Origin of the sequence: Rhodopseudomonas sp. (assembly GCF_013377015.1) — a bacterium.
Classification (GTDB): domain Bacteria; phylum Pseudomonadota; class Alphaproteobacteria; order Rhizobiales; family Xanthobacteraceae; genus JARJEH01.
Genome location: NZ_JACABA010000002.1, coordinates 1 through 24,189, shown reverse-complemented (window position 1 = coordinate 24,189; position 24,189 = coordinate 1). Strand labels below are relative to the sequence as shown.

At 65.1% G+C, this 24,189-nt stretch carries 21 protein-coding genes; 10 read left to right on the top strand and 11 right to left on the bottom strand.

Annotated features, from left to right (window positions below):
* Nucleotides 1-249 precede the first annotated feature (249 nt).
* Nucleotides 250-1,485, top strand: coding sequence for a sodium:proton antiporter (locus tag HXX15_RS08415; protein WP_296514976.1), 1,236 nt, complete (start codon nucleotides 250-252; stop codon nucleotides 1,483-1,485).
* A 191-nt stretch (nucleotides 1,486-1,676) separates the two neighbouring features.
* Here HXX15_RS08415 and HXX15_RS08410 read toward each other — a convergent pair whose 3' ends face one another.
* From HXX15_RS08410 to HXX15_RS08395, 4 genes are all read right to left on the bottom strand, one after another.
* Complete coding sequence (locus HXX15_RS08410) at nucleotides 1,677-3,497, bottom strand: radical SAM protein (RefSeq protein ID WP_296514974.1); 1,821 nt, start codon at nucleotides 3,495-3,497, stop codon at nucleotides 1,677-1,679.
* Between the two features lie 190 nt (nucleotides 3,498-3,687).
* On the bottom strand, nucleotides 3,688-4,917 hold the full coding sequence (locus HXX15_RS08405; protein WP_296514972.1) for a cytochrome c: 1,230 nt from the start codon (nucleotides 4,915-4,917) through the stop codon (nucleotides 3,688-3,690).
* A gap of 8 nt (nucleotides 4,918-4,925) precedes the next feature.
* Nucleotides 4,926-6,689 carry a GMC family oxidoreductase gene (locus tag HXX15_RS08400; RefSeq protein ID WP_296514970.1) on the bottom strand — a complete coding sequence of 588 codons (1,764 nt, stop codon included), beginning with the start codon at nucleotides 6,687-6,689 and terminating at the stop codon, nucleotides 4,926-4,928.
* Nucleotides 6,690-6,693: 4 nt separating this feature from the next.
* The gene (locus HXX15_RS08395) at nucleotides 6,694-7,443 is read right to left on the bottom strand and encodes a gluconate 2-dehydrogenase subunit 3 family protein (RefSeq protein WP_296514967.1); all 750 of its coding nucleotides are present in this window, start codon (nucleotides 7,441-7,443) and stop codon (nucleotides 6,694-6,696) included.
* Nucleotides 7,444-7,624: 181 nt separating this feature from the next.
* On the opposite strand from HXX15_RS08395, the gene aat reads away from it, so the two are divergent.
* Both aat and HXX15_RS08385 read left to right on the top strand, forming a co-directional pair.
* On the top strand, nucleotides 7,625-8,302 hold the full coding sequence (gene aat / locus HXX15_RS08390) for a leucyl/phenylalanyl-tRNA--protein transferase (RefSeq protein WP_296514965.1): 678 nt from the start codon (nucleotides 7,625-7,627) through the stop codon (nucleotides 8,300-8,302).
* A gap of 164 nt (nucleotides 8,303-8,466) precedes the next feature.
* Entirely contained in the window at nucleotides 8,467-10,179 is a 1,713-nt protein-coding gene (locus tag HXX15_RS08385; protein ID WP_296514963.1) for a thiamine pyrophosphate-binding protein, read from the top strand.
* 164 nt (nucleotides 10,180-10,343) lie between these two features.
* Here HXX15_RS08385 and HXX15_RS08380 read toward each other — a convergent pair whose 3' ends face one another.
* Nucleotides 10,344-11,252, bottom strand: a complete 909-nt coding sequence (locus HXX15_RS08380) for a DUF2155 domain-containing protein (RefSeq protein WP_296514960.1) — start codon at nucleotides 11,250-11,252, stop codon at nucleotides 10,344-10,346.
* 252 nt (nucleotides 11,253-11,504) lie between these two features.
* On the opposite strand from HXX15_RS08380, the gene HXX15_RS08375 reads away from it, so the two are divergent.
* From HXX15_RS08375 to HXX15_RS08365, 3 genes are all read left to right on the top strand, one after another.
* Entirely contained in the window at nucleotides 11,505-12,284 is a 780-nt protein-coding gene (locus HXX15_RS08375; protein WP_296514958.1) for an SDR family NAD(P)-dependent oxidoreductase, read from the top strand.
* A gap of 68 nt (nucleotides 12,285-12,352) precedes the next feature.
* Nucleotides 12,353-13,300 (top strand): alpha/beta hydrolase, encoded by a 948-nt coding sequence (locus tag HXX15_RS08370; RefSeq protein ID WP_296514956.1) that lies wholly within the window; start codon nucleotides 12,353-12,355, stop codon nucleotides 13,298-13,300.
* 160 nt (nucleotides 13,301-13,460) lie between these two features.
* Nucleotides 13,461-13,841, top strand: coding sequence for a hypothetical protein (locus tag HXX15_RS08365; RefSeq protein ID WP_296514954.1), 381 nt, complete (start codon nucleotides 13,461-13,463; stop codon nucleotides 13,839-13,841).
* Between the two features lie 55 nt (nucleotides 13,842-13,896).
* Here the strand turns inward: HXX15_RS08365 and HXX15_RS08360 are convergent, their stop codons facing one another.
* Nucleotides 13,897-14,619 carry a hypothetical protein gene (locus tag HXX15_RS08360; RefSeq protein WP_296514952.1) on the bottom strand — a complete coding sequence of 241 codons (723 nt, stop codon included), beginning with the start codon at nucleotides 14,617-14,619 and terminating at the stop codon, nucleotides 13,897-13,899.
* Between the two features lie 162 nt (nucleotides 14,620-14,781).
* Here HXX15_RS08360 and HXX15_RS08355 point away from each other — a divergent pair, with 162 nt between their 5' ends.
* Nucleotides 14,782-15,315, top strand: a complete 534-nt coding sequence (locus HXX15_RS08355; protein ID WP_296514949.1) for a cytochrome b — start codon at nucleotides 14,782-14,784, stop codon at nucleotides 15,313-15,315.
* Nucleotides 15,316-15,320: 5 nt separating this feature from the next.
* Here HXX15_RS08355 and HXX15_RS08350 read toward each other — a convergent pair whose 3' ends face one another.
* Nucleotides 15,321-16,259 (bottom strand): GlxA family transcriptional regulator, encoded by a 939-nt coding sequence (locus tag HXX15_RS08350; RefSeq protein WP_296514947.1) that lies wholly within the window; start codon nucleotides 16,257-16,259, stop codon nucleotides 15,321-15,323.
* A gap of 96 nt (nucleotides 16,260-16,355) precedes the next feature.
* Here HXX15_RS08350 and HXX15_RS08345 point away from each other — a divergent pair, with 96 nt between their 5' ends.
* Nucleotides 16,356-17,063 (top strand): DJ-1/PfpI family protein, encoded by a 708-nt coding sequence (locus HXX15_RS08345; protein ID WP_296514944.1) that lies wholly within the window; start codon nucleotides 16,356-16,358, stop codon nucleotides 17,061-17,063.
* Here the strand turns inward: HXX15_RS08345 and HXX15_RS08340 are convergent, their stop codons facing one another.
* Nucleotides 17,064-17,471 (bottom strand): NADH:ubiquinone oxidoreductase subunit NDUFA12, encoded by a 408-nt coding sequence (locus HXX15_RS08340; protein WP_296514942.1) that lies wholly within the window; start codon nucleotides 17,469-17,471, stop codon nucleotides 17,064-17,066.
* A gap of 231 nt (nucleotides 17,472-17,702) precedes the next feature.
* On the opposite strand from HXX15_RS08340, the gene HXX15_RS08335 reads away from it, so the two are divergent.
* Nucleotides 17,703-18,239 carry a BA14K family protein gene (locus HXX15_RS08335; RefSeq protein WP_296514939.1) on the top strand — a complete coding sequence of 179 codons (537 nt, stop codon included), beginning with the start codon at nucleotides 17,703-17,705 and terminating at the stop codon, nucleotides 18,237-18,239.
* Nucleotides 18,240-18,328: 89 nt separating this feature from the next.
* Here HXX15_RS08335 and HXX15_RS08330 read toward each other — a convergent pair whose 3' ends face one another.
* Nucleotides 18,329-19,228 (bottom strand): DMT family transporter, encoded by a 900-nt coding sequence (locus HXX15_RS08330; RefSeq protein WP_296514937.1) that lies wholly within the window; start codon nucleotides 19,226-19,228, stop codon nucleotides 18,329-18,331.
* Between the two features lie 120 nt (nucleotides 19,229-19,348).
* Nucleotides 19,349-19,531 carry a hypothetical protein gene (locus HXX15_RS08325; RefSeq protein WP_296514936.1) on the bottom strand — a complete coding sequence of 61 codons (183 nt, stop codon included), beginning with the start codon at nucleotides 19,529-19,531 and terminating at the stop codon, nucleotides 19,349-19,351.
* A 65-nt stretch (nucleotides 19,532-19,596) separates the two neighbouring features.
* Between HXX15_RS08325 and HXX15_RS08320 the strand changes: the two genes are divergently transcribed.
* Nucleotides 19,597-21,780 (top strand): lytic transglycosylase domain-containing protein, encoded by a 2,184-nt coding sequence (locus HXX15_RS08320; RefSeq protein ID WP_296516880.1) that lies wholly within the window; start codon nucleotides 19,597-19,599, stop codon nucleotides 21,778-21,780.
* A gap of 338 nt (nucleotides 21,781-22,118) precedes the next feature.
* On the opposite strand, the gene HXX15_RS08315 is transcribed toward HXX15_RS08320, so the two are convergent.
* Nucleotides 22,119-23,567, bottom strand: a complete 1,449-nt coding sequence (locus HXX15_RS08315; RefSeq protein WP_296514933.1) for a porin — start codon at nucleotides 23,565-23,567, stop codon at nucleotides 22,119-22,121.
* Nucleotides 23,568-24,189 lie beyond the last annotated feature (622 nt).

Below are 24,189 nucleotides of genomic sequence, written 5' to 3'. Positions count from 1 at the left end.
CGAGCGAAGGTCGGCGCGTAGCGCCGACCGAGAGCGAAGCAATCCAGGGGCATCAAGCGTGGCCCCTGGATTGCTTCGTCGCAAGGGCTCCTCGCAATGACGAACTTAAGCGCCCGATTTTGCAGCGCGCAAGACATGGTACGCTTGCCATTTATCGGCCGCTCGGGCAGTTTCCGCGCCGCGCGAACGGCGAGCGACGACATCAGCCGACGCACCAGTTGCATTTGTTTATCATCGGGGGAAAATCCATTGGAAGCGTCCGGGATCGAAGTCGCCAAGCAAACATTGTTGTCCTGTGGGCTGATCCTGACCATCGGTACGCTCACCGGCCTCTTGGCGCAGAAGATCAAGATCCCAGACGTCGCGCTGTTTCTGCTGGTCGGCATGGCGATCGGCCCTGAGGCGCTCGGCCTGATCGACATCAAGGCGGATTCGGCCCTGAATCAGATCATCCTGCTGTTCGGCGCGAGCTACATCCTGTTCGACGGCGGCGCCTCGCTGCGCTTCAACGTGCTGAAGCAATGCTGGATCACCATCGTGGTGATCGCGACCGTCGGCGTGCTGATCACGGCCGCGATCACCGGGCTTGGCGCCTATCTGATACTCGGCGGCCCCTTCATCGTGGCGCTGTTGCTCGGCGCGACGCTGGCCTCGACCGATCCGGCGACGCTGGTGCCGATCTTCAAGCAGGTCAAAATCCGCGATCGCGTGGCGCAGACCGTGATGAGCGAATCCGCCTTCAACGACGCGATGGGGGCGATCGTCACCTTCGGTGTGCTCGGGGTGGCGATGGGGACCGGGGAATTCTCGCTGGCAACGTCGACGCTCGACCTTTGCAAGCAGGTGTTCGTCGGCATCATTGCCGGCGGCGTGCTGGGCTATCTCGCCGCGCTGCTGATCGCGCATGAGCGCTGGGCGTTTCTCGCCGAATACGCGCCGGTGGTGACGCTGGTGGCGGTGATCGGCGCCTATTTCGCCGCCGACGGCCTACAGGCCTCCGGTTTCATGGCCGTATTCGTGTTCGGCATCGTGCTCGGCAACAAGGACTCTTTCGGCTTCGCGATGGTGCCGGGCGAGCAGCAGAAGCTCGAGGAATACGTCGCCACCACCGCCTTCATCATGCGGCTGTTCATCTTCCTGCTGCTCGGCGCGCAGGTCGATTTCGCGCTGATGGGAAAATACGCGTTGGGCGGCGTCGCGGTGGTGACGATCCTGATGCTGGTGGCGCGGCCGGCTACGGTGTTCCTGTGCGCGCTGCCGGATCGCCGCGCGCGCTGGAGTTTCAACGAGATGCTGTTCATGTGCTGGACCCGCGAGACCGGGGTGATCCCGGGAGCGCTCGCCGGCCTGCTGCTCGGCATGAAGGCACCGGGCGCCGACATGATCGCCTCGGTGACCTTCATCGCCATCCTGATGACGATCCTGATCCAGGCACCGACCACGAAGTGGCTGGGGCGCAGGCTCGGGCTATTGGAAGAACAATAGATTCCCCGCGCCGCCATAATTCACGTTCGTCATTCCGGGATGGGTTTCAGTCGGCGCAAGCCGGCTGAAACGCAGGCCCGGAATCCATACTCCGCAGTATCGCGGGATAACGATATGGTCGATCACTGATGCTAGGGGTTATGGATTCCGGGCTCGCTCGCAGCTTCGCTGCTCGCGCCCCGGAATGACTCCTAAGCTGACGCCGCGCGGACCGGCGCGACCGGACGCGCCGCGTTGCTGTTCTCGCGGATCGTCTCGTCACGGCGCTTCCGCGCCAGCGCGTCCTCGCCGCCCGCGGTGGCGTGATAAAGTTCGAGCGCCTCGAATTCGTCGGCGCGTGGCGGCGCGATCGCCAGATCCGTATAGGTCCAGCGGTCCGGCGCGGCCTCGAGCTCCTTTAGCAACGCGTTGGTCTGCAGCAGGAACCGCAGCGCCTTCCAGCCCTTGTACAGCGAACTGGCGACGTAGCGCGGGTAGAACAGCAGCGGGTTTTCTTTCGGCATGCCGTAGCGGCGATCGGCGCGGAACTTGAGCCGGAAAATCCCGGCCTCCAGCGGGTGCACGCCCTCATAGCTGTAGGACAGGAAGAACCACAGGATTGTCTCCCGTGTGACCCGCAGCCGTCCGCGCTTGCAGGCGGCGGTCCGCTTGAGAATGGTGCGGATATGTTCCGGCGTGTAGTAGGTTTCCCAGGCAACCTTGTAGGCCTCTTCCCACTCGGCGTCCGACATCTTCGAATGATGCGCGACGCGGTGGTTGAGGTCGTATTTGTTCATGTCGCCGTCCATCCAGGCCTTCTTGGTCCACAGCACCTTGTGGTCCTCGGAGCCCGGCAGCGGCGTCAGGTAGAAGAATTCGAGAATATCCAGCGGCAGTTCGCGCTTGATGATTTCAACGTCGCGCTTCACCGACTCCTTGGTATCGCCGGGGAAGCCGATGATGTAGCCCGCATAGGTCAGTGCGCCGTGCTCGCGCCATTTCTGCAGCATCAGGCGGTATTCGGTGATCTTGTTTTGGCGCTTGTTGGCGGCCAGCAGATTGTCCGGGTTGATGTTCTCGAGTCCGATGAACACCCGGCGAACGCCCGCTGCGGTGGCCTTCTCGATGAAATTCGGAATCTTGTGGCACAGCGTATCGACCTGGATGGTGAAGCCGATATTCATGCCCTCGGCGCGCAAACCGATCAGCCGGTCGAGCAGTTCCTCCCAATGCTTGTTGCGGGCGAAATTGTCGTCGGTGATGAAGAAGCGCCTGACGCCCTGCGCGTAGTTCTCACGCACGATGCGTTCCAGATCGTCAGACGAACGGAACCGGCTCTTGCGCCCCTGGACGTTGATGATGGTGCAGAACGAGCATTGATAAGGACAGCCGCGGCCGAGATCGACGCTCGACAGCGATCCCGCGGTGCGCCGAACGTGTTCGCGCGGCAGGATGACGATTGGCTCGCCTTCCAGCGACGGCAGATCGTCCATGTAGTTGTAGAGCGGCTTCATCTTGCCGAAATAGGCGTCGTGCACCACTTCATCGAGCCGGTGGTTCTCGGCCTCGCCGGCAAACAGGGCGATCCCCATCTCCTGCGCCGCGCGGATGTCGGCCGGAAGCTCGGGCAGCATCGCGATGCAGCCGGAAACATGGAAGCCGCCGATGCAGACCGGAAGCTTTGCCGCAAGAAACGGGCGCGCAATATCCATCGCGCGGGGAAACTGGTTCGATTGGACGCCGACCAGGGCGATCATCGCCCGGCCGCCGTCGGCCCGGATCATCTCGATGATCTTGTCCGGCCGCACCCGACGGTTGGTCTCGTCGTAGGTGTGGATCTTGATATCGACGTCCGGCCCGAGCACGTAGCGATCGCGGACATCCTGGGCGAGGCCGTTCAGACAGGCCAGCGTATTCGAGGGAATGGCGGAGCGCACCCACTGGATCGGGTAGCCGTCGTCGTCGTAATGCGTCGGCTTGATGATGACGAAGTGAAATACCGTCCGATCGCCGCTTGAAATTGACGATGCCATTGTTACCCCCCATCCGATAAAGGACGAAAGTTATCAGCTATCGACCCGGATTCAAACGCCAGATCATGGGCGGCACACCTATTTATGACTTGACCTCGCCGAGGGGAGCCTGGCGGCGATGCCGTTAGTCGCGCCAGCGACATCGTGGCCGGGTTCGACCCGAGACGCGCCCCGTCTCTCGCGCCTAATTCTAAGGCGCGGCTGCTAATGATTGGCGCTGCTTGGTAACCGCGCCGGCCGCAACCGGCGCGGCGGCGTTGCCCCAACTATTACGGACAAAGGTCAGCACCGCCGCGATCTGCGCGTCGCTCAGTCGCCAATCGAACGCCGGCATCGCCGGCGCCGTCGGCATCGCCGAGGTGGCGACGGCGCGCGTTCCATGCAGCACCACCCGCGCCAGCGTGGTCGGATCGTCGGCTTGCACCAACGCGCTGCCGGCGAGCCGCGGGAACAGATGGGCTTCGCCGAGGCCGCTGTCCTTGTGGCAGGCGGCGCAGGAATCCTTGAAGATCGCCGCCCCTGCCCGCATCGCGTTGTCGCTGGCCGCGATGGCGACGGCAGCCGCCGTCGCGCCACCGAGTCCGCTGTCCTTCAAATACGTCGCGATCGCGGCGATGTCCGCGTCCACCATCTGCGAGGTCGAATGCGAGATCGCATCGGCCATCGGGCCCGACGCCAGCGTCCACGAATTCGTGCCGGTCTTGAGATACTGCACCACTTCGTCCTTCGACCAGGTGCCGATGCCGGTGCGGGAATCGTTGGTGATGTTGGGCGCGTACCAGCCCTGCAGCATCCCGCCCGCCAGCGGCGTCTCGGCCTTGTCGCCCCCGAGCACCGTCTTCGGCGTGTGACAGGTGCCGCAATGCGCCGGACCCTGCACGATATAGGCGCCGCGATTCCACTCCGCGGATTTCTGCGAATTGGGCTGATAGCGGCCGGGGGTGAAATTCAGCCAGTTCCAGCCCAGCATCGCCATGCGGATGTTGAACGGAAACGGCAGCTGGTTGGAAACCACGGCATTGCTGACCGGCGTCAGCGTCGCAAGATAAGCGCGGATCGCCAGCACATCGTCGTCGCTCATTTTGGTATAGGCGGGATACGGCATCGCCGGATAGAGCAGCTTGCCGCCCCGGCTGCGGCCTTCGCGCAGCGCGGACAGAAATTCGGCATTGGTGAAGTTGCCGATGCCGGTCTGCCGATCTGGCGTGATGTTCGGCGCCACGATCTTGCCGAACGGCGTTTCCAGCGCCAGCCCGCCGGCGAACGGCTTGCCGCCCGGCGCGGTGTGACAGGCGCCGCAATCGCCGAGCACCGCGAGGGTGCGGCCGCGTTCGATGCGGTCGAAGCTTTGGCCGTCCTGCGCAACGGCGTCGCCGGAGACGGCCGCCAGCACCGCGGCGATGGCAAGGGCTGAGCGCATCACCGGCTTCATACCAGCGGTCCCGGATTCTTGAGATAGCGATCCTTGATCGCATCGGCGGTCCAATAGGCCAGCGCACCGACCGTATCCGTCGGGTTGTAGCCGTGGTTCTGCGGAAACACCGAGGCGCCGCCGGGCACGAAGACGTTGTGCACGTCCCAGCTCTGGCAGTAGCGATTCACCACGCTATTGGCGGGATCGGCGCCCATCACCGTGCCGCCGGTGTTGTGGGTGGTCTGGTAGATGTTGACGTTGTAGGGCCCCTTGCGCGGGCTCGCCGTCATTTCGGCGGGGTCCATCGCGCGCCCGATCTCGGCGAGCCGCGCGGTGAGATACGCCGACATCTTCAGCTCATTGTCGTGGAAATCGAACGTCATCCGCATCAACGGCCGACCGAGCCGATCCTTGTAGGTCGGGTCGAGATCGAGATAGCAGTCCTTATAGCTGTAGGAACTGCCGTGGGTCGAAAGACTGAAGGCGCGCTGATAGGTCTCCGCGGTCGCCTTCTTCCACTGCGCGCCCCATTTCGGCGTGCCCGCCGGCACCGGCCGGGTCTGGATCGGACGGGCGCCCGTCTGGCCCGCGCCCATATAGCCGCCGCCGACAAAGCCGAGCCCGCTGTGGTCGAAATTGTCGCCATTGTAGTCGTCGATCATCATGCCGTGGGCGCCGGTGGCGATGAACGGATTGAGGATCTTGTCCTTCAGGATCAGGCTGACACCCGACGTGGTCTGATAGGCGTAGTTGCGCCCGACCACGCCCTGCCCGGTCGCGCCGTCATAGGGCTGGCCGATCCCCGACAGCAGCATCAGCCTCACGTTGAACAATGAGAATGCGCAGACCAGCACGATGTCCGCCGGCTGCTCCCATTCCTCGCCGGAGGTGTCGACATATGTCACGCCAGTGGCGCGCTTGCCGGTCGAGTCGAGATTGATCTTGGTGACTTCGGATTCGGTCTGCGCGGAAAAATTCGGAAATCGCAGCAGCGCCGGCAGCACGCAGGTCTGCGGGCTGGATTTGGCGTAGTTGCCGCAGCCGAACCGTTCGCAGAAGCCGCAATAGGTGCACTGGCCGAGCTTCAGTCCGAGCGGATTGACATACGCCTCGCTCATGTTGGAGGCGGGCTGCGGAAACGGCGTATGCCCGGTCTTGTGCGCGGCCTCCGCGAACAGCGCGGCGCCAAGCCCCTGCTTCAGCGGCGGGTTTGGATAGTCCGAGGAGCGCCAGCCCTCGAACGGATTGCCGCCGGGCTGCACCGTCCCCTTGAGGTTACCGGCCTTGCCCGAGGTGCCACAGAGTTTCTCGAACCGGTCGTAGTAAGGCTCCAACTCGTCATAGCTGACCGGCCAATCCTGGATCGTCATGTCGCCGGGCAGCGCATTCTTGCCATAGCGTTCCTCGAGATGACTGCGCAGCCGGAAATCGGTCGGCAGGAAGCGCCAGGTCTGGCCGTTCCAGTGCACGCCGGCGCCGCCAACGCCGTTGCCGGGAAGAAAGCCGGCAAAGCTGCGGATCGGCAGCGCCGACTGGCTGGCATTGTTGCGGAACGTGAGCGTCTCCTGCTCGGGCCGCAGGAACAGATCGAGCCGAATTGCGTAGCGCAATTCGTCCTGCGCATAGGCCGGCGGAAAATCGGTCGCGGTGTCGCGCCACGGGCCGCGCTCGATCGCCACCACGTCGAGACCGGCCTTCGCCAGCTCGTAAGCGAGTATCGAGCCGGTCCAGCCGAGCCCGACGATCACCACATCCTTGCGGGGAAGCTTGCGTGCCATCGTCCTACTCCCGCACGGTCCAGTCGGACCGCCCCATGATGCTCACCGGCGGCAGCGGGTAGGCCTTGTCGTGTTGATCGACCCAGTCGCGATAATCGTAACGGCTGCCCGGAAAGCCGACGAGCTTCCAGCCGGCCATGTCGCGATTGCCGCCATAGACCGGATCGGCGAAGAACCCCTCCTGGGTGTTCTGCAGCAGCAGCGCGAAGAACTCCGCGCCGTTGACGTCCTTCAGCACGATGGCGCCGGTCTCCAGGCCGCCGAGCACCTTGTCCTGATCGGCCGGCGCGAGCTCGCGAAATGTCTTGCCGGCGAAGGCGGTGCGGACGTGGTCGGCCAGCGCGAGCAATCCGGCGCGGTAGCGCGCAGCGGGCGAACCCGGCAGTTGATAGCCCTGGGTGGCGGCGCCCGGCATGAAGGGCGGACGCATATAGAGGCCCGCGGCGCCGCCATAGGGACCGGCGAGCTGCCGATCGATATAGACCGCGCAACCAGCATCCTTGCCGCCGGGGCCGCGATCGTCGGGCGGAATTAGCCGATCGACCGCGGCTTCGACTAAAGCTGCTTCGTCGGCGGTGAAGAACATCCACGGACCGGGGCGTACCTGAACCGGCGGCGTCGCGCTGCCCGGCTCCCATGGCATCCGCCCGACAATGGTGCGCGCAAATCCGGGCGTCGACCCCGCGACAATCAGCGCCGCGGTCGAGGCCAGAAAGGATCGGCGTGACAGGCTTCGCACGACAATATTCGCCACCGGCGGAACTCACTTGATCTGGAGCGGCGACGGATGCCGCCGATGCCGATCACCTATCGGTCGATTCCAACCGAGTGTCTCCAGCTATATTTTTGCTTTTTGCGGGAACAATTATAGCGTTCAGAAAATACTCAGTCCGCAGCGGAGTCGCCGGGACGTTGCCGACGTGCTAGGAATAGTCATGGCTTCACGCGACTCCGCTTCGTCCGAGATCACGCCGGAAGTGCTGCTGCGCGCCTATGCCTGCGGCATTTTTCCGATGGCGGAGAGCGTCGACGATCCCACCCTGTTCTGGGTCGAACCGGAACTGCGCGGCATCATTCCGCTGAAGGGATTCCACGTCGCCTCGCGGCTGGCGCGGACGGTACGCTCGGACGCTTTCACCGTCACCGTGGATCGCGATTTCAAGGCGGTGATCGGCGGTTGCGCCGCGCCGCAGCCGGATCGCGACGACACCTGGATCAACCGCCGGATCCGCGAGCTCTATACCGGCCTGTATGAGATCGGGCATTGCCACAGCGTCGAGGTCTGGCAGGACGGCGACCTCGCCGGCGGGCTGTACGGCGTCAGCCTCGGCCGGGCGTTCTTCGGCGAGAGCATGTTCCATCGCACCCGCGACGCCTCGAAAGTGGCGCTGGTGCATCTGGTGGCGCGGCTGCTCGCCGGCGGCTACGTGCTGCTCGACACCCAGTTCGTCACCGAACATCTGCGCTCGTTCGGCGCCATCGAGGTGCCGCGGCAGCGCTATCGCGCGATGCTCGACGCCGCGCTGAAAGGCATGGCGTCGTTCGACGCGCTGCCGATTGACGTCCCGGTCCGCGGCGCCGACGCGCTGGCGATCATCGCGGCGGCAAGATAGTCGCGCGCGCAGCGTGTCGCGATTGGCCGGGCTGGCGACGAGATAGGCAGCCGCCGCGGCAGTCTGCGCAACATAAGCGCATACGCGCGCAAGCGAATTCAACTAGGCTTCGGCGGCAGCTGCCGTCCGAAATCCAGGGGGGCGAAATGCAGGAAAATCAACCGATGACATCGCTGCCTGCGACCCAGATCAATTCGGCGCTGACCCCGGTGTGGCGCGAGGTCGCCCGCGCCATTGCCGATGCGGGAGCCAGGCGCTGTTTCGGACTCGTTGGCGGCGCCAATTTCAAGGTGACGCTGGCGCTCACCGATCTCGGCATCGAATTCATCGCCGCACGCCATGAGGGCGGCGCGGTCAGCATGGCGGACGCCGCCGCGCGTCTTGACCGCGCACTCAGCGTCGTCAGTGTGACTGCGGGTCCCGGACTGACCAATGCGATCACCGGCATCGCCGAAGCTGCCAAGAGCGACACGCCGCTCTTGGTTCTCGCCGGCGACGTCGTGCGTGGCGACCGTCGCTCCGCCTTCGCCTTCACCCAGGCCGATCTGGTGAGGTCCGTCGGCGCAATCTGGCTGCAGATTGCCGACGCGAAAACGGCCTATGACGATGCCCTGCGCGCCGCGACCACGGCGCGGCGCCAGCGTACCGCGGTGGTGCTGAGCCTGCCGATCGATGTCCAGGAAATCGGCGTCGACGCAGCACCTGCGGCCGATCCGGCGGCGATCGCGCGCGCCGCGTCGGAGCCGGCGCGGCCGCCGAATCTGACGGCGTTCCGCGAGCTGATCGCCACCATCAAGGCCTCGCGCAGGCCGGTGATCCTCGCCGGCCATGGCGCCGTCGTCGCCGATGCCGAGCCGATCCTGCTTGAACTCGCCGACCGCCTCGGCGCGCTGCTGGCGACCTCGGTGCAGGCCCATGGCATGTTCGCCGGCCATCCCTGGAATCTCGGCATCGCCGGCGGCTTCTCGTCGCCGGCCGCGGCCGAACTGATCGCGCAGAGCGATCTCATTCTCGCCTTCGGCACCTCGCTGAACATGTGGACCACCAAGAAGGGCAAACTGATTTCCGAATATGCCCAGCTGGTCCAGGTCGACGTCGAGAAAGGCCGCTGCGGCCTGCACCGCCCGGTCGACCTCGAGGTCGAGGGCGATGCGGCGTCGGTCGCGTCGTCGGTGTTGCGCGCGCTGGAAACCGCCGACGACGGCGCAGCTCCGAACGGCTGGCGTTCCCCAGAGGTCGCCGACCTGATCGACCGCCGCAGCAGCCGCCGCGTGCCCTATGAGGATGTCGGCACCGCCGACTACATCGATCCGCGCACCCTGAGCAAGGCGATCGACGAGATCCTGCCGAAAGACCGCGTCGTGGTGGTCGACGGCGGCCATTTCGTCGGCTGGGTGACGCGCTATTTCGCCGTGCCCGATGCGCGCGGCTGGTGCATCCCGATCGCGTTTCAGTCGATCGGGCTCGGGCTTGCGGCGGCGATCGGCGCCGCGGTGACGCAGCCGGACCGCCTGATCGTCTGCGCCGCCGGCGACGGTGGCTTCCTGATGTCGATCGCCGAACTCGAGACCGCGGTGCGGTTGAAGATGCGGATCTGCATCCTGGTTTACAATGACAGCGCCTATAGCGCCGAAGTGCACCATTTCGGCCCCGAGGGCTATTCGCCGAAGATGGCGCAGTTTCCGGTGACGGATTTCGCGGCGATCGCACGCGGCTATGGCGCCGACGGGGTGGTGGTGCGCTCGCCCGCCGATCTTGGTCCGTTGCGGCGCTGGGTCGAGGCCGGCGCGCCGGGCGTGTTCATCGTCGACGGTCGGATCAATCCGAACCTCGCCGCCGACTGGTATCGCGAAGTGTTCGGCGCGGCGAATTTATAGTCCGGACGCCGAGCAGCCCGGAAGCTCACTCGACAAACGCTCAAGCGCTCGCGTTCGTCATTGCGAGGAGCACTTGCGACGAAGCAATCCAGTCTTCGTTCGCGGCTTCTGGATTGCTTCGCTGTCGGCCGGCGCTACGCGCCGACCTCCGCTCGCAATGACAACTACTGCCTGAAAGTCGGGAACGGATTCGGCTGCGCCGGCTGCGGCCGTGGCTGTTTCGGCGGCGCGCGCTTCTGCGGCGGCGGTGGCGCCGGCTTCGGCGGATCGGGCTGCGCTGTGACTACGGTGGTTTCCGGCCCTTTGCAGTCGGTCAGCCAGATATCGTAGATCGGGTGCTCGACGCCGTGCAGGCCGGGACTGGCCGCGAACATCCAGCCCGAGAAGATTCGCTTCACCTCGCCCTGCAGCGTGATCTCGTCAACCTCGACAAAGGCGTCGGTGTTGGCGGCCTCGGTGGCCGGCCTGGTGTAGCAGGCGTCGGTCTTCACCCGCAGAGCGCCGAACTGAACAGTTTCGCCGATGTCGGCGTCGAAATTAATGATCCGGCCGGTGATCTTGTCGAGCCCGGAGAAGCTCGCCTTCTTGTTGACGATCTTCTGCGCCGGCGGCTCGGTGACCACTTCGTCGCCGGGCTGCAGCGTCGCCGGCGCCGGCGGCGCGGTCTTGGGCTGGCGCTGCCCCGGCGGCAGTCCCGGCAGCGGATTGACAGCCGGCGGCACCGCGGCAACGCCGGTGTTCGGCTGGGCCGGCTGCGCCGCGCTGGGCGAGGTCTGCGGAACAATGGTGGTGCCGGGAGGCGGCGGCAGCGGCTGCGATTGCACCGGCCCAGGCGGCGGCGCGCCCTGCCCTGGCGCCACCCGGTTCGGGGCTGGCAGCAGCCGACCCTGTTGCGGCAGATCCGGCACTTCCTCTTCGTCGTCGGGCGCAGCATCGCGCGGGATATTGCCGGGCGGACGCGGCGACGGCTCGGAGAATATATTGCCGATCTGCGCCCGCGCCGGCGACGCAAGCGCAATCAACGGGGCGGCGAGAAGCGCCGCAAGACCAGCAATGCTCAGGGTTCGAAACATTTTGCGCGGCTTCAATCGACGAATCAGGCTCGCGACATTGTACAGGTTTGGGCCGCTCGCATCGGCCCCCGGTTAACACGCCGAATACGGCGGGGAAAGGGCGGGTTCCCCCGGCGCCGCGAACGCCGCCCTCCAGCACTGGTCATGCGGCGCCACACCTGAAATAATCGGCCAAGGCGCAAGCGCGGGACAACTCCGATGCCCGCCGCAACATTCCGGATCAAACCGGAAGGAACCGAGGAAACGTCTGACATGACCGATCGTATTCGGCTCGACGGCAAGATTGCGCTGGTCACCGGCGCCGCCGGCGTGATCGGCACCGCGACCATGAAACTGCTGGCGGCGCGCGGCGCCTGCATCGTCGCGGTCGACCGCGACGCGGAAGCGCTCAAGCACGCGGTCGCCGGGCTTCCCGACCATGCCGAGACGCTGGCCATTCTCGCCGACGTCACGCGCGAGGACGACGTCGCGGGCTATGTCGGCCATGCGCTGGGCAAGTTCAGCCGCATCGACGTATTCTACAACAATGCCGGGATCGAGGGCGAGATCGCGCCGATCGTACGCACGTCGCTGGAAGCGTTTCGCCGCGTGCTGGACGTCAATGTGGTCGGCGTGTTCCTAGGGCTGAAGCATGTACTGCCGGTGATGCTGAAGCAGAACACCGGCAGCATCGTCAACACCGCCTCGATCGCCGGATTGATCGGCTCGCCCGATATCGCCGCCTACAGCGCCAGCAAGCACGCGGTGATCGGGCTGACCAAGAGCGCGGCGCTGGAATGCGCCGGCACTGGCGTGCGGGTCAACTGCGTCTGCCCGGGATTGATCGACAGCCGAATGCTGAGTTCGATCATCGAGGGCCGCAATCCCGGCAACGCGCCGATCCCGAACGAAAGGATCGTCGAGAGGATCCCAGCGCGGCGATTGGGCCACGCCGCCGAAGTCGCCTCGGTGGTGGCGTTCCTCGCCTCCGACGAGGCCAGCTACGTGACCGGCTCGGCCTACACGGTCGATGGCGGGCGCACCGCCAGTTAGCGCGTCATCTCCGACAACGAACCTCCATCACCACGCAACTCCATAGCCAAGCAACAGGTGTAGTTCAAATGCCAGCGATCCTCGATCCCGACGCCGCCGCCGTGTACAAAGCCTTTCAGGAAGCCGGCCGGCCGGCCTATGAAGACCTGACGGCGCAGGAAGCACGGGACTATTATCTGGCGGCCCGCGTCGTCAGCAATCCGGAGCCGCCGGAATTGGCCTCGGTGCAATCGACCTCGATTCCTGGCCCGGCCGGCGAGATCCCGGCCCGCGTCTACACACCGAAGACGCTGCGCCAGATCGGCGGATTGGCGCCGGCGCTGGTGTTCTTTCACGGCGGCGGCTGGGTGATCGGCGATCTCGACACCCACGACGTGGTATGCCGTGCGCTCGCCGACGACGGGCAACTGATCGTGATCTCGGTCGATTACCGGCTGGCGCCGGAGCACAAATTTCCCGCCGCGATCGACGACGCGCTGGCCGCGACCGCCTGGATCGCCGACCATGCGGCGCAGCTCGGCATCGACGCCGCGCGGATCAGCGTCGGCGGCGACAGCGCCGGCGGCAATCTCGCCGCGGTGGTGGCGATCGCCGCGCGCGACAAGGGCAGTCCGAAGCTCGCCGGCCAGGTGCTGATCTATCCCGCCACCGATTTCGCCATGACCCATCCGTCGCACAGCGAACCCGAGACCAGCGTCCTGCTGACCCATTCGGTGATCCGATGGTTTCGCGATCACTATCTCAACGGCGCCGCCGAGATTCACGACTGGCGTGCTTCGCCGGCACGGGTGAAAGACCTCTCCGGGCTACCGCCGGCGATCGTGATCACCGCTGGCGCAGATCCGCTGCGCGACGAAGGCGACGATTATGCGAAGCGCCTCGCCGACGCCGGCGTGGCGGTTCAGCACCGCAATTTCCCGGGCCAGTTCCACGGCTTCTTCACCATGGGCAAACTGCTGCCGCAGGCCCACGTCGCGGTGCGCGAGATCGGCGGCTGGCTGAAGGCGCTGGGCTGACAACGCCCACCGGCACTCAGATGGCTGTCGGAACTCGATCAAGAGCGGCGGCTGTTTTGGGATCTGCCTTGAAAAAACCGGCAAGACCAAGGAACCTTGCTCCTGCAAATCAGTTGCCGCTTGCCAAGCGACTTTTTGTGCGGCCAGCAAAGGAAATCCAATGGAAAAGAAGATCGCAGGCCTGCTCGGCGCCATGGCGTCGATCGGGGCCTTCAACGCAGCTCAAGCCGCCCCGACCGTCACCCCGGACCCAACCGCGATCCTGAGGGCGAGCTCATTCGCGGAATTGCTGGAGCCGATTGCCAACGCCTCGGAGCTGTTGCGTGCGGTCGACGAATCCCGATCGAACCAACCGGCCGACCCCAATATTCAACTCGCGCAGTACTATCACCACCACCACCATCATCATCACCACAGCAACTATCGCAGGTATTACGACGACGAACCCCGGATTGTCGTCGTGCCGCGCTACCGGCGCCACCACCACCATCACCATCATCACCACAGCTTCTATCGGCGCGATTATCGCAACGACTACTGAGGCGGGAAACACCGAGCGGGGCCCTTTGGCCCCGTTTTGTTATGATGGCGCACCGTCATGACTGACGCGCTTTGTCCTTCGCGGCGCGATGCAAATGCCGGTAAGTGCCGTCGAACACCGTGTCAGTTGAAGAGGTCCATTCCGTGCCCGCCGACAGAGTCGGCCGGCTGGAATAGATTCGCCGTGCTTGCAGCTCGCGCTCCGCGGCCTCTTCCTCATTCATCTCTTCAAGTTCGAAATCTGCCTCTTCCGGGATCACGATGATCTGCAAGAACGGCTCGTTCGGCCGAAAGATATGGGTGCACCCCTCAGCCGGCGCCTTGAACACCGTGAAGAACAGCATCGGCCACCAATTGCGCACCAGCGCCGGCACCGCGATCGGCACGGTGCCGGTTGGATCGGTGTAGAATCGTGGATGCGGCTCGGTTCGGATCGCAAAACCCTTCTCGACCTTGAGGTCCAGAAGAATCTGGTAGGTGTAGAAACCGTCGCCGAAATTGCGGAACGGCGGCCATTGCACCCCGCCGTCGGGCGGGTCGCCGAAATCTCCGACCAAGCTCAGCTTTCCGTCCTTGGTGCTGACGTGCAGCTCGTTCTTGTAAGGATAGAACAGCTCGATGCCATATTGCGCCCCTTCGGAAAACGGCACGCAGTGCCAGACTTGCTCGCGCGAACCGTCGGCGCGAGGCTCCCGCTGACCGGCCCATCCAGGAATTTCCAGCTTGGTACGGCGGGGCGCCAATCGACGGTCGTTCAGGCGAAATTTCACTTTGTGCATCGGGGCCTCAAACGGTTGCTCGCTGCGCGACCGGGACGATGAGCCAATCTCACTCGGTTTGCGCCACATCATGGCTTGGCTTGGGGGCGCAATGCAAACTATGGATGGTTTCCAGCTTTTTACTCGCACTTGAACGTGCCAACTCGCCGTCGAGGAACCCCAATGCCTGCTCAGTCGCAATACGGAACCACCGCAAAACTCTTTCATTGGCTGATCGTAGCGCTGCTCACCGTGCAATACGCGATCGGCTGGCTGATGCCGGATCTGCATCGCGACATGAAACCCGGCGCGCCGATGACGTTGCATGTCTCGCTCGGGCTCACCATTCTTGCGGTGATTGCGCTGCGGTTGGTGTGGCGCCTGACTCATCCGGTGGCGCCGGACAGTTCGCTGGTCGGATTGCAGCGGTTAGCTTCGGAAGCCATGCACTGGCTACTCTATCTGCTAGTGTTCGTGACCACCCTCACCGGCTGGATGTTTGCCTCTTTCCGCGGCTGGAGCATTTCCTATTTCGGGATGTGGCCGTTGCCGATGCTGTCGCCCGCCAATCCCGCCTACAACAAAGCGATCGACGGCTGGCATCAGGCTGCCGAATGGTCGCTGCTGATCATAATCGTGCTTCACGTTTCGATGGCGCTGGTGCACCGCTTCATCTATCGCGATGGCATCATGCAGCGGATGCTGCGGGGAAACTAAGCGACTCAGGCCACGCGCGCGGCGCGGCGCAGCGATTGCGGCGGCTGGCCGAAGGCGCGGATGAAGGCGCGCCGCATCCGCTCGGGATCGCCAAAGCCGGTCGCCTCGGCGACCTGCTCGATCGCCTCGCCGGATGCCTGCACCCGGCTTCGCGCTACTTCGATCCGCAACCGCTCCACCGCCTTCGATGGCGTGGTGCCGGTTTCGGCGATGAAGGCGCGGGCGAAATGCCGCGAACTCATTCTAGCCTGCTCGGCCAGTTGCTCGACCGTCAGCCGCTGATCGAGATGTTCGCGCACCCAGGCCAGCAATGGCCCGAACCGTCCGTTCGGCGCCTGCAATTCCAGCAGCGACGAGAACTGCGACTGTCCACCGGCGCGGCGATGATACAGCACCAGCTGCCGCGCGGTGTCGCGCGCCACCGCGTCGCCAAAATCCTCCGCGACGATCGCCAGCGCCAGATCGATGCCGGCGCTGATCCCGGCGGAGCTCCAGATCTCCCCGTCGCGCACATAGATCCGATCCGATTCCAGCCGGACATTAGGATAGCGTCGGAGGAAATCCTTGGTGCGGCCCCAATGCGTGGTGGCGCGACGGCCATCGAGCAGACCGGCTTCGGCCAGCAGATAGGCCCCGGAACAGACGCTGGCGACGCGACAACCGCGCTTGGCCGCCGCGTGCACGAAGCCCAGCGTGCGTTCGCAGCTCGCGGCCGCGCGCACGCCCTCGCCGCCTGCGACGATCAGCGTCCGCATCGTGGCATCATGGCGCAAGCCGCGCGCCAGAAGTTCAACGCCCGATGAGCTACGCACCGCGCCGGGCACGGCCGCGATCACCTTGATGGTCGCGCGCGCGCTGGCGAGACGACCGGCGATCTCGAACACCGAGATTGGCCCTGCAGCGTCGAGCAGTTGGAAGTCCGGATAGACCAGGACGCCGATCATGATTGCGCTCCGCGTCTGAAAACGAGGGAAAATTGCCATTTCGGCCATCAGCCGACCATGGCAATCTCGTCCCGTCAAGCCCAGCGGAGGTTTCCCATGGCGGCATCGTTGCAGATCGGATTGTTGCTGTTCCCGAAACTCACCCAGCTCGATCTCACCGGTCCGCTGCAGGTGTTGTCGCGCATTCCCGGCGCGTCGGTGCACCTGATCTGGAAACGGATCGAGCCGGTGCCGAGCGACACCGTGCTGACGCTGATGCCGACGGTGAGCTTCGCCGATTGCCCGCAGCTCGAGGTGATCTGCGTGCCGGGCGGGGTCGGCACCGACGACATCGTCAATGACGAGGAGACGCTGGCATGGCTGCGCCACCAAGCCGCTGGCGCCCGTTACATCACCTCGGTCTGCACCGGATCGCTGGTGCTGGGCGCGGCCGGATTGCTGCGCGGCTATCGCGCCGCCACCCACTGGTCGGCGATGGATGATCTCGCCGCGTTCGGCGCGATCCCGACGCACGAAAGGGTCTGCGTCGATCGCAACCGCATCACCGGCGGCGGCGTCACCGCCGGCATCGATTTCGCGCTGATGCTGGCGTCGCTGCTGGCCGATCGCGCCACCGCGGAGGCGATTCAGTTGATGCTCGAATACGATCCGGCGCCGCCGTTCAATTCTGGTTCACCGGACCGCGCGCCGCCGCAGATCCTGGCGATGCTGACGGATCGGATGACAGGTGCGAGGCAGCGACGCCGCGATGCGATCAGCCGCGCGGCGGCTCGGCTCGCGGCGCAGACGTTGCCGGCGGACTGATTAATTCGGAGTCCAGGGCTGATAGTCGCCGGTGGCCTTGGGCCGGTGGCCGCTCGCCAGCGTCGATCCCGCCGGCCGATAGGCCGCTGCCGTCCCGGTCAGGTTCGGCAAATGCGGCTTCTGCCATTCGCGCGGCTGATAATCTTCCTCGGTCGGCGGAACGTCCACCGTGTGATGCAGCCAGCCGTGCCAGGCCGGCGGCACCCGGGTCGGCTCCGCATAACCATTATACAGCACCCAACGCCGCTCGAAGCCGAGCGACGGATCGATCTTGCCGCCCCTGGTGCGGAAATAACGGTTGCCGCCCTCGTCCTGCCCGACCAGTTCGCCGAAGCGCCAGGTCCAGAGCTGGGTGCCAAACGTGTAACCCGACCACCACGTGAAAAACCGGAGCAGAAACAGTTTCATAGGGCGCGCCCGTTGGAGACGATTTGCAGGATTGTGATGCCACCGGACGCACGGATTGTCCAGCCGGGGGAAGCCGGCGGCCAGCAGAGGCGCGATCATCGCGGATTCACCGCAATTCGTTCATTTGGCGTACAGTTCCATGTGCCCACCTTGGCGCGGCGATTATACCGGAGGATCGGGAACTTCCGACGCCCGAGGGGATTGAGAACTGACCCGTGTAAGGAGCCTGCGATGATCAGTCTGAAGATTTTGAGTGCCGCTGCAATTCTGGTTCTGGCCGTACCGGTGGTTGGTTCGACCGACAGCTATGCGCAAGCCTTGGGTGGTGGCGGCGACAAAGGTGGTGGCGGAGGCGCTGCCCTCGGCGGTGGTGGTGGCCGAGGCGGCGGTGGCGCTCCCCTTGGCGGCGGCGGAGGCGGTCCACGCTTCGGCGGGGGTGGCGGTGGTGGCCCACGGTTCGGCGGCGGTGGTGGTGGCGGCCCTCGATTTTACGGCGGCGGCGGTCGCCGCTTCGGCGGCGGCGGTTATCATCGCGGCTACGGCGGCGGAATCGGCCCCGGGATCATCGGCGGTGCGATTCTGGGCGGAGCGCTGGGGGCGCCTTACTATTATGGCGGCGACCCCTATTACTACGAGGATGAGGCCCCCGTTGTCACGGTAGTGCCGGGCGGCAATTCCGACGCCTACTGCATGCGGCGCTACAAGTCCTACGATCCGGAGTCCGGCACCTATCTCGGTTATGACGGCTTGCGCCACCCCTGCCCGTGACCTGAGCTGAACAAATTGTTAGTTTGAACGGCGCCTTCACGGGCGCCGTTTGTTTTTGCGGTCGCGGATCGAAGTGATCGCAAGAACAACTACGACCGCAGCGCCAGCGCCACGCCGCCGAGCGTAACCGCGAGGGCGGTGAGCTCACGGGCGCCGAGCGGTTCGTGCAGCATCGCCGCCGACGCCAGCACGCCGACCACCGGCACCAGCAGAGTGCCGATCGAGGCGGTCGCCGCCGGCAGCCGCTCCAGCGCGGCGAACCAGCAGACGTAGCAGACGCAGAACTGCACCAGCGTCATGTAAAGCATCGAAGCCCAGCCGATGCCGGAGAGTGCTGCGAGCTGTGGCTGCTCGACGACAAGGCCGATGATGGCAATCGGCACGCAACCCAATCCGACCTGCCACGCCGCCAGCGCCAGCGGCGGCATCGCCAGCGGGAAATGCTTGGTCAGCACGGTGCCGAGCCCGACGCACAGCGCGCCGGCCAGCGCGCACAGGATTCCAGGCAGCTTCGCCAAACTGGCGTCGAGTCCGCTGCCACCGATCAGCACGGTGATGCCGCCCAGCGCAATCAGCAGCGCCACAGCGCGGGTCACCGACACGTGTTCGCCCAACACCGGCCAGGCGATCACCGCGACCCACACCGGGATCGAGATCCCCAGCACTGCGGCGTCGCTGGCCGTCAGCCACAGCAACGCCAACCCCATGAATGCCACCCAACCGCCGATCGTCAGCATCGATACCAGCAGGAGCCGCGACCACATCGCGCGCGGCACTGCCAATGTCTGTCCGCGATAGATCGCGAACAACGCCAACGCCGCCGCGCCGACGATGCCGGACAGTCCGCGCGACGACAGCGGCGGCCATTCGCTGAGCAGATTCTTCATGATCGGAAAGTTGAGGCCCCAGCCGACCGACGCGACGACGAGGAAAACCAACCCGAGCGGCGAGATCCGGCCGCTGGCAGCGGCATGGCGTAGCGTCGACATGAATGCGATGACCCCGGCGAGACGCTACACGATGGCGGAAATTTGCCGATGCCGCCATCCGGAAACCGCGGCGAACGCGGTGGGCGCTGGCAGGGGCCGATCCGGAACTGCCGGGTGAACTCACAAAGCGGCAACAAAATCGCCGTGCTTTTGCCGCGGTGCTCGGCTGCAAACTGCGATTGATCGACGCGTGGCCGGTTCCAGCGGTCTGAAGCCTTCACTTGCGACGTCGATGCTGACAGAATCGGTCGAATCACCAAGCCGGGCATCGGTATTTGCCTTCGCCAGCAGGACCACCGCCATTGCGTGACAAGCCACCAGAGAAGCCCACGATCGCCTTGGCGGCGCTGTTGCGCGCGTCCACGGCGATGCTGACGCTTGGCATCGGCCTGAGCGGCTTTGCGGTCGAGGCGCAGTCCGAAACCAAGAAGATCCCGATGCCGAAGCCGCGCCCGATAGCGCGCAGCGTGGTGCCAAAGACAACGCCTCAGTCGGCGCCGGTTGCGACCGTGGCGGCAGCGAAGCCCGCGCCCGCGCAGGCGACTATCGCAGCTCCCGCGATTGAACCGGCCACGAGGCGGCATGCCGCTGCGGCGCCGGTCCGCAAGCAGGCCACAGCATCGGCGATGTCCGCGTCATCCACCACGCCGCAGGCGGATGCCGACGCTGTGGAAGCCGTGATCGAACTGGTGCGTAACCACAAACCGGCCGACGCGACGCAAGCGATGGCGACGATTTCAGACCCGGTCGCGCGCAAACTCGCCGAATGGATCATTCTGCGCAGCGACGACAATGGCGCCACAGTGGAGCGCTATCGCGCCTTCGTTCAGGCCAATCCGAGCTGGCCGTCGCAGACGTTCCTGCGCCGGCGCGCCGAGGCGGCGCTGTGGGACGACCACCGCGACGATGCCACCGTGCTGGGTTATTTCGAAGATGAAACGCCGCTGTCCGCCAAGGGCAAGCTGGTGCTAGCGCGCGCGGCGCTGGCGCGCGGCGACAGGCGCAATGCGGAGCGCTACGTCCGCGACGCCTGGCGCAATGATTCGATGTCGGCCGATACCGAGAGCGCCGCGCTCGACCTGTTCGGCGCGCTGCTGACGCCGGGCGATCACAAGGCGCGGATGGACCTTCTGCTCTATGGCAGCGACAGCGAGGCGGCACTGCGCGCGGCCAAGCGGCTGGGCAGCGGGCAACTGGCGCTGGCCAAAGCGCGGATCGGCGTCAACCGCAAGGCCTCGAACGGCGCCGCCCTGCTCGCCGCCGTCCCCGCCGAACTGCACGGCGATCCTGTCTACATGTTCACCCGGATCCAGTTGTTGCGCCGCGAGGAGAAATTCGCCGAGGCCGCGCGACTGATGCTGGCCGCGCCGCGGGATCCGAACCGGCTCTACAATCTCGACGAATGGTGGATCGAGCGGCGATTGCTGGCGCGCAAGCTGCTCGACATCGGCGAGCCTCGCAACGCCTACCTGATCGCGCGCGACGCCGCATTGCCGGCGCGCGACATCTACAAGACCGAGCAGGAGTTCACCGCCGGCTGGATCGCGCTGCGATTCCTCGAGGACCCGGCGCTCGCCGCGCAGCACTTCGCTCGAATCGGCGTCGGCAGCGTCAATCCGACCGCGCTGGCGCGCGCCGGCTACTGGCAAGGCCGCGCCGCCGAGGCCGCCGGCCGCAGTCAGGACGCTCGCGCCGCCTATGCGTCGGCCGCCGAGCAGTCGACCAGCTATTACGGACAACTGGCGCGCGCCAAGCTGGGCCTGCCGCAGATTGAATTGAACGGCGCGCCGAGCGCGCGCGGTCGCGGCGTCGAGCGGATCGAGGTGGTTCGCGCGGTGCAGCTGCTCTATGCGCTGGACGAGCGCGAGATCGCGATCCCGATCTTCGGCGACATCGGCGAAAACGGCGACGTCGACGCGCTGGTCGGGCTCGGCGAACTGGCCTCGCGCAACGGCGACGCCCGCGGCATGCTGCTGATGGGCAAGGCCGCGCTCAATCGCGGGCTGCCGTTCGATTTCTACGCCTATCCGGTGAGTGGGATTCCACCGTTCAAGCCGGTCGGGCCGGAGGTCGAACAAAGCATCGTGTTCGCGATCGCGCGACAGGAAAGCGCCTTCAATCCGGCGGTCGTCTCCCCTGCCAATGCCTACGGCCTGATGCAGGTGACGCCGGATGCGGCGAAATACGTCTGCAAGAGGCACGGCTGTAGCTACGATCTCACCCGGCTGAAGACCGACCCGGTCTACAACGCCGCCCTCGGCGCCGCCGAACTCGGCGGCCTGATCGAGGATTATCGCGGCTCCTACATCATGACCTTCGCCGCCTACAATGCCGGGCGCGGCAGCGTGCGGAAATGGGTCGAGCGCTATGGCGATCCGCGCGATCCCAAGGTCGACGCGGTCGACTGGGTCGAACAGATCCCGTTCTCGGAGACCCGCAACTACGTGCAGCGGATTATGGAAAACCTGCAGGTCTATCGCGCCCGCTTCGGCGGCGGCACCAGGCTGCAAATCGAGGCCGATCTGCGCCGCGGCGCGCAGCAGGTCGAGTAGCGGTCGGCATTGCCCTCTCGGGCGCTGCCGGCGCATGGCGGCCGGCGTCGCCGATCGTCCACATGCTGCGGCGGGCGATGAGCCTGATGCCCGAGCAGCGGTTTCGGCCGCAGGTCCTGGTTGCCTTTTTGTTCGTTGCCGCTGCGCGCGGTGCAAAGCCCTGCCCGCCCCCGCTTCCCGGCCAATTCCCATGCCTGTCATCGTCGACCGCCGCGCGCGGTACCGGACTTGTGCGCTACGCCGCTCCGATCCCGCGCTGCCGCAGCACAAACAAAAACCCCGGCGGTTGCCCGCCGGGGTCTCTGAGATCAATCGAGTTCGTCCGAGGACGATCTGGATCAGAACACGCGCTGAGCGCGCAGCGAGCCAGTCCAGGTGCCCTGGTCCTTGAACTCGTAGGTGGTGGTCGGCTTCAGACCACCCGGAGCAAGCACAGCAGTTCCAGTGTAGCTCTGATCGAGGTTGGTATACATCAATTCGCCCGAGAAGGTCAGGTTCTTGACCGGAGTCCAGCGAGTGACGAGACCAATCTGAGCAATCCGGAAGTCCGGGTTGCAGCTGAAGGTCGCGGGTCCAGCGATAGCGGCGCAGATGCGCGCGGTCGCAGTTCCGTTGTAGTCCACCGAGGTGTACGAACCGAACAGCGAGGTCGACCAGTAGGGGTTCCAGTTGTGGTTGAACGCACCGCGAACGCCCCACAGGCTGGTCTTCTCGATGCTGGTGCCGACAACGTTGTTGGCGCCGGCGAACACGCCATCCGAAGCACCCGCGATCGCGACGCTCTGATAGGCAATGCCCGAGTTACCAAACATCGCGAAGCTGTTCCCGGTCACGCCACCCAGAACGTAGCGGCTCGCGCCGTTCGAATAACCGGCCGACAAGTTGATGCTGTCGCCAGCGCCGGTCGGCAGGTTCTTGAGCGAGAGTGCAGCCTGCACCGCATAGCCCCACGTGTCGCTCGGATGACCAGAGGTTTCCAGTGCGCCGTAGTAGCTGGCGCGGACCTGATGCGCAGCAGCCGACAGCTGGAACAGACCCCAAGCCTGGTCAACACGGAGCTGACCGACGATGTCCGGAACCTGAGCACCAGCGTAGGAGTTGGTTCCGTAGACGCCGGAAGCAACACCGGCGGCGGTCATGCCGGAGACGTTGTACAGCGCCGACTGGGTGTAAGTGACGGGATCTTCAACCGAGATCGACGCCGACACGCCGTTGCCGAACTGGGCGGTGTAGGCGATCTGGTTGATGCCGGTCACGTCGTCGTAGCCGCCGAGCAGGTACGAGGTGTTGTTGCCCGGATAGCCCGACCAGGGCGCATCGAACTGCGACACGGCCTTACCGATGGTGAACCCAGCGAACTGGATGAAGGCATAGTACACGCCGAGCGTACCGCCGGCGATGCCGTCACCCGTGGTCCAGTTGAAGGTCGCATCGAAGTAGGTCCGAACAACGCCGTATTCGGTGGCGGTGCGGGTATCGATGTTGAGGTCCTGGCGGGAACGGAAAACGTAGCTGTTCGCGGTGCGGAGCTTCTGACCGGCAGCGCCCGACCACGCCGGCGCGTCGTATGCGCCGGAGGCGTTGAACGAAACGTCAGCGCGCAGGTAGCCGCCGAGCTTGATGCAGGTGTCGGTGCCGGGGATGTAGTAGAAACCCGCGCCGTACAGAGAGCAGATCTTCACGTATTCGACCGCTTTGGCCTTCAACGGAAGATCGGCTGCCTGGGCTCCGCTCATTGCGACCAGGGCCGCTGCCGAGCCGAGAATAAGGCTCTTAACCATCTTCATGTAAACCTCCAAGTTGCTCTGTAGGGAAGGTTCCGGATCCGCTGGATGCAAAGCACCCGAAGGTTGGTTCCCTTGTCCCTTGAAACCCGCTTAGCCGCTTCGCGCCTTCGGACACACCCGCTCAACGCGAGGGACTTAAGCGAACCACCTAGTACGGGACGACCTCGGGATGCCCCCCTCCGTCGCAGTTATGACAATTGCTCAACACCCGGCGGCGCGCAACAATGGAACTGCTCTGAACGCCTTCAGCGGTATCCTTTTTGGGACGGTGTTGCACAAATAACACTCAGAGGCCGACCAGAGAGACAAATAACCACTTGATTTAACACGTTTTCTTTGCGCGACGCGAGTTCGCCGCAAAATGCACGGTTTCGGCGCGCCGCATCGGCCTTACTTCGAAAGGCCGGTTTCCCGATCGAATCGACGACCGCAACCGTGCGATTCTGGGATTCCAGCAGCTCACACCCGGCCGCAGCGGAGATTCGTTACAAAGATGCCCCGGCGAGGTTATCGCCGGGGCATCTCTTGAGCAGCTTATCGATCTCGAATGAGGCCGATTAGAAGTTGCGCTGGGCGCGGACGAGTCCGGTCCAGGTATTTTGATCCTTGAACTCGTAGCGGA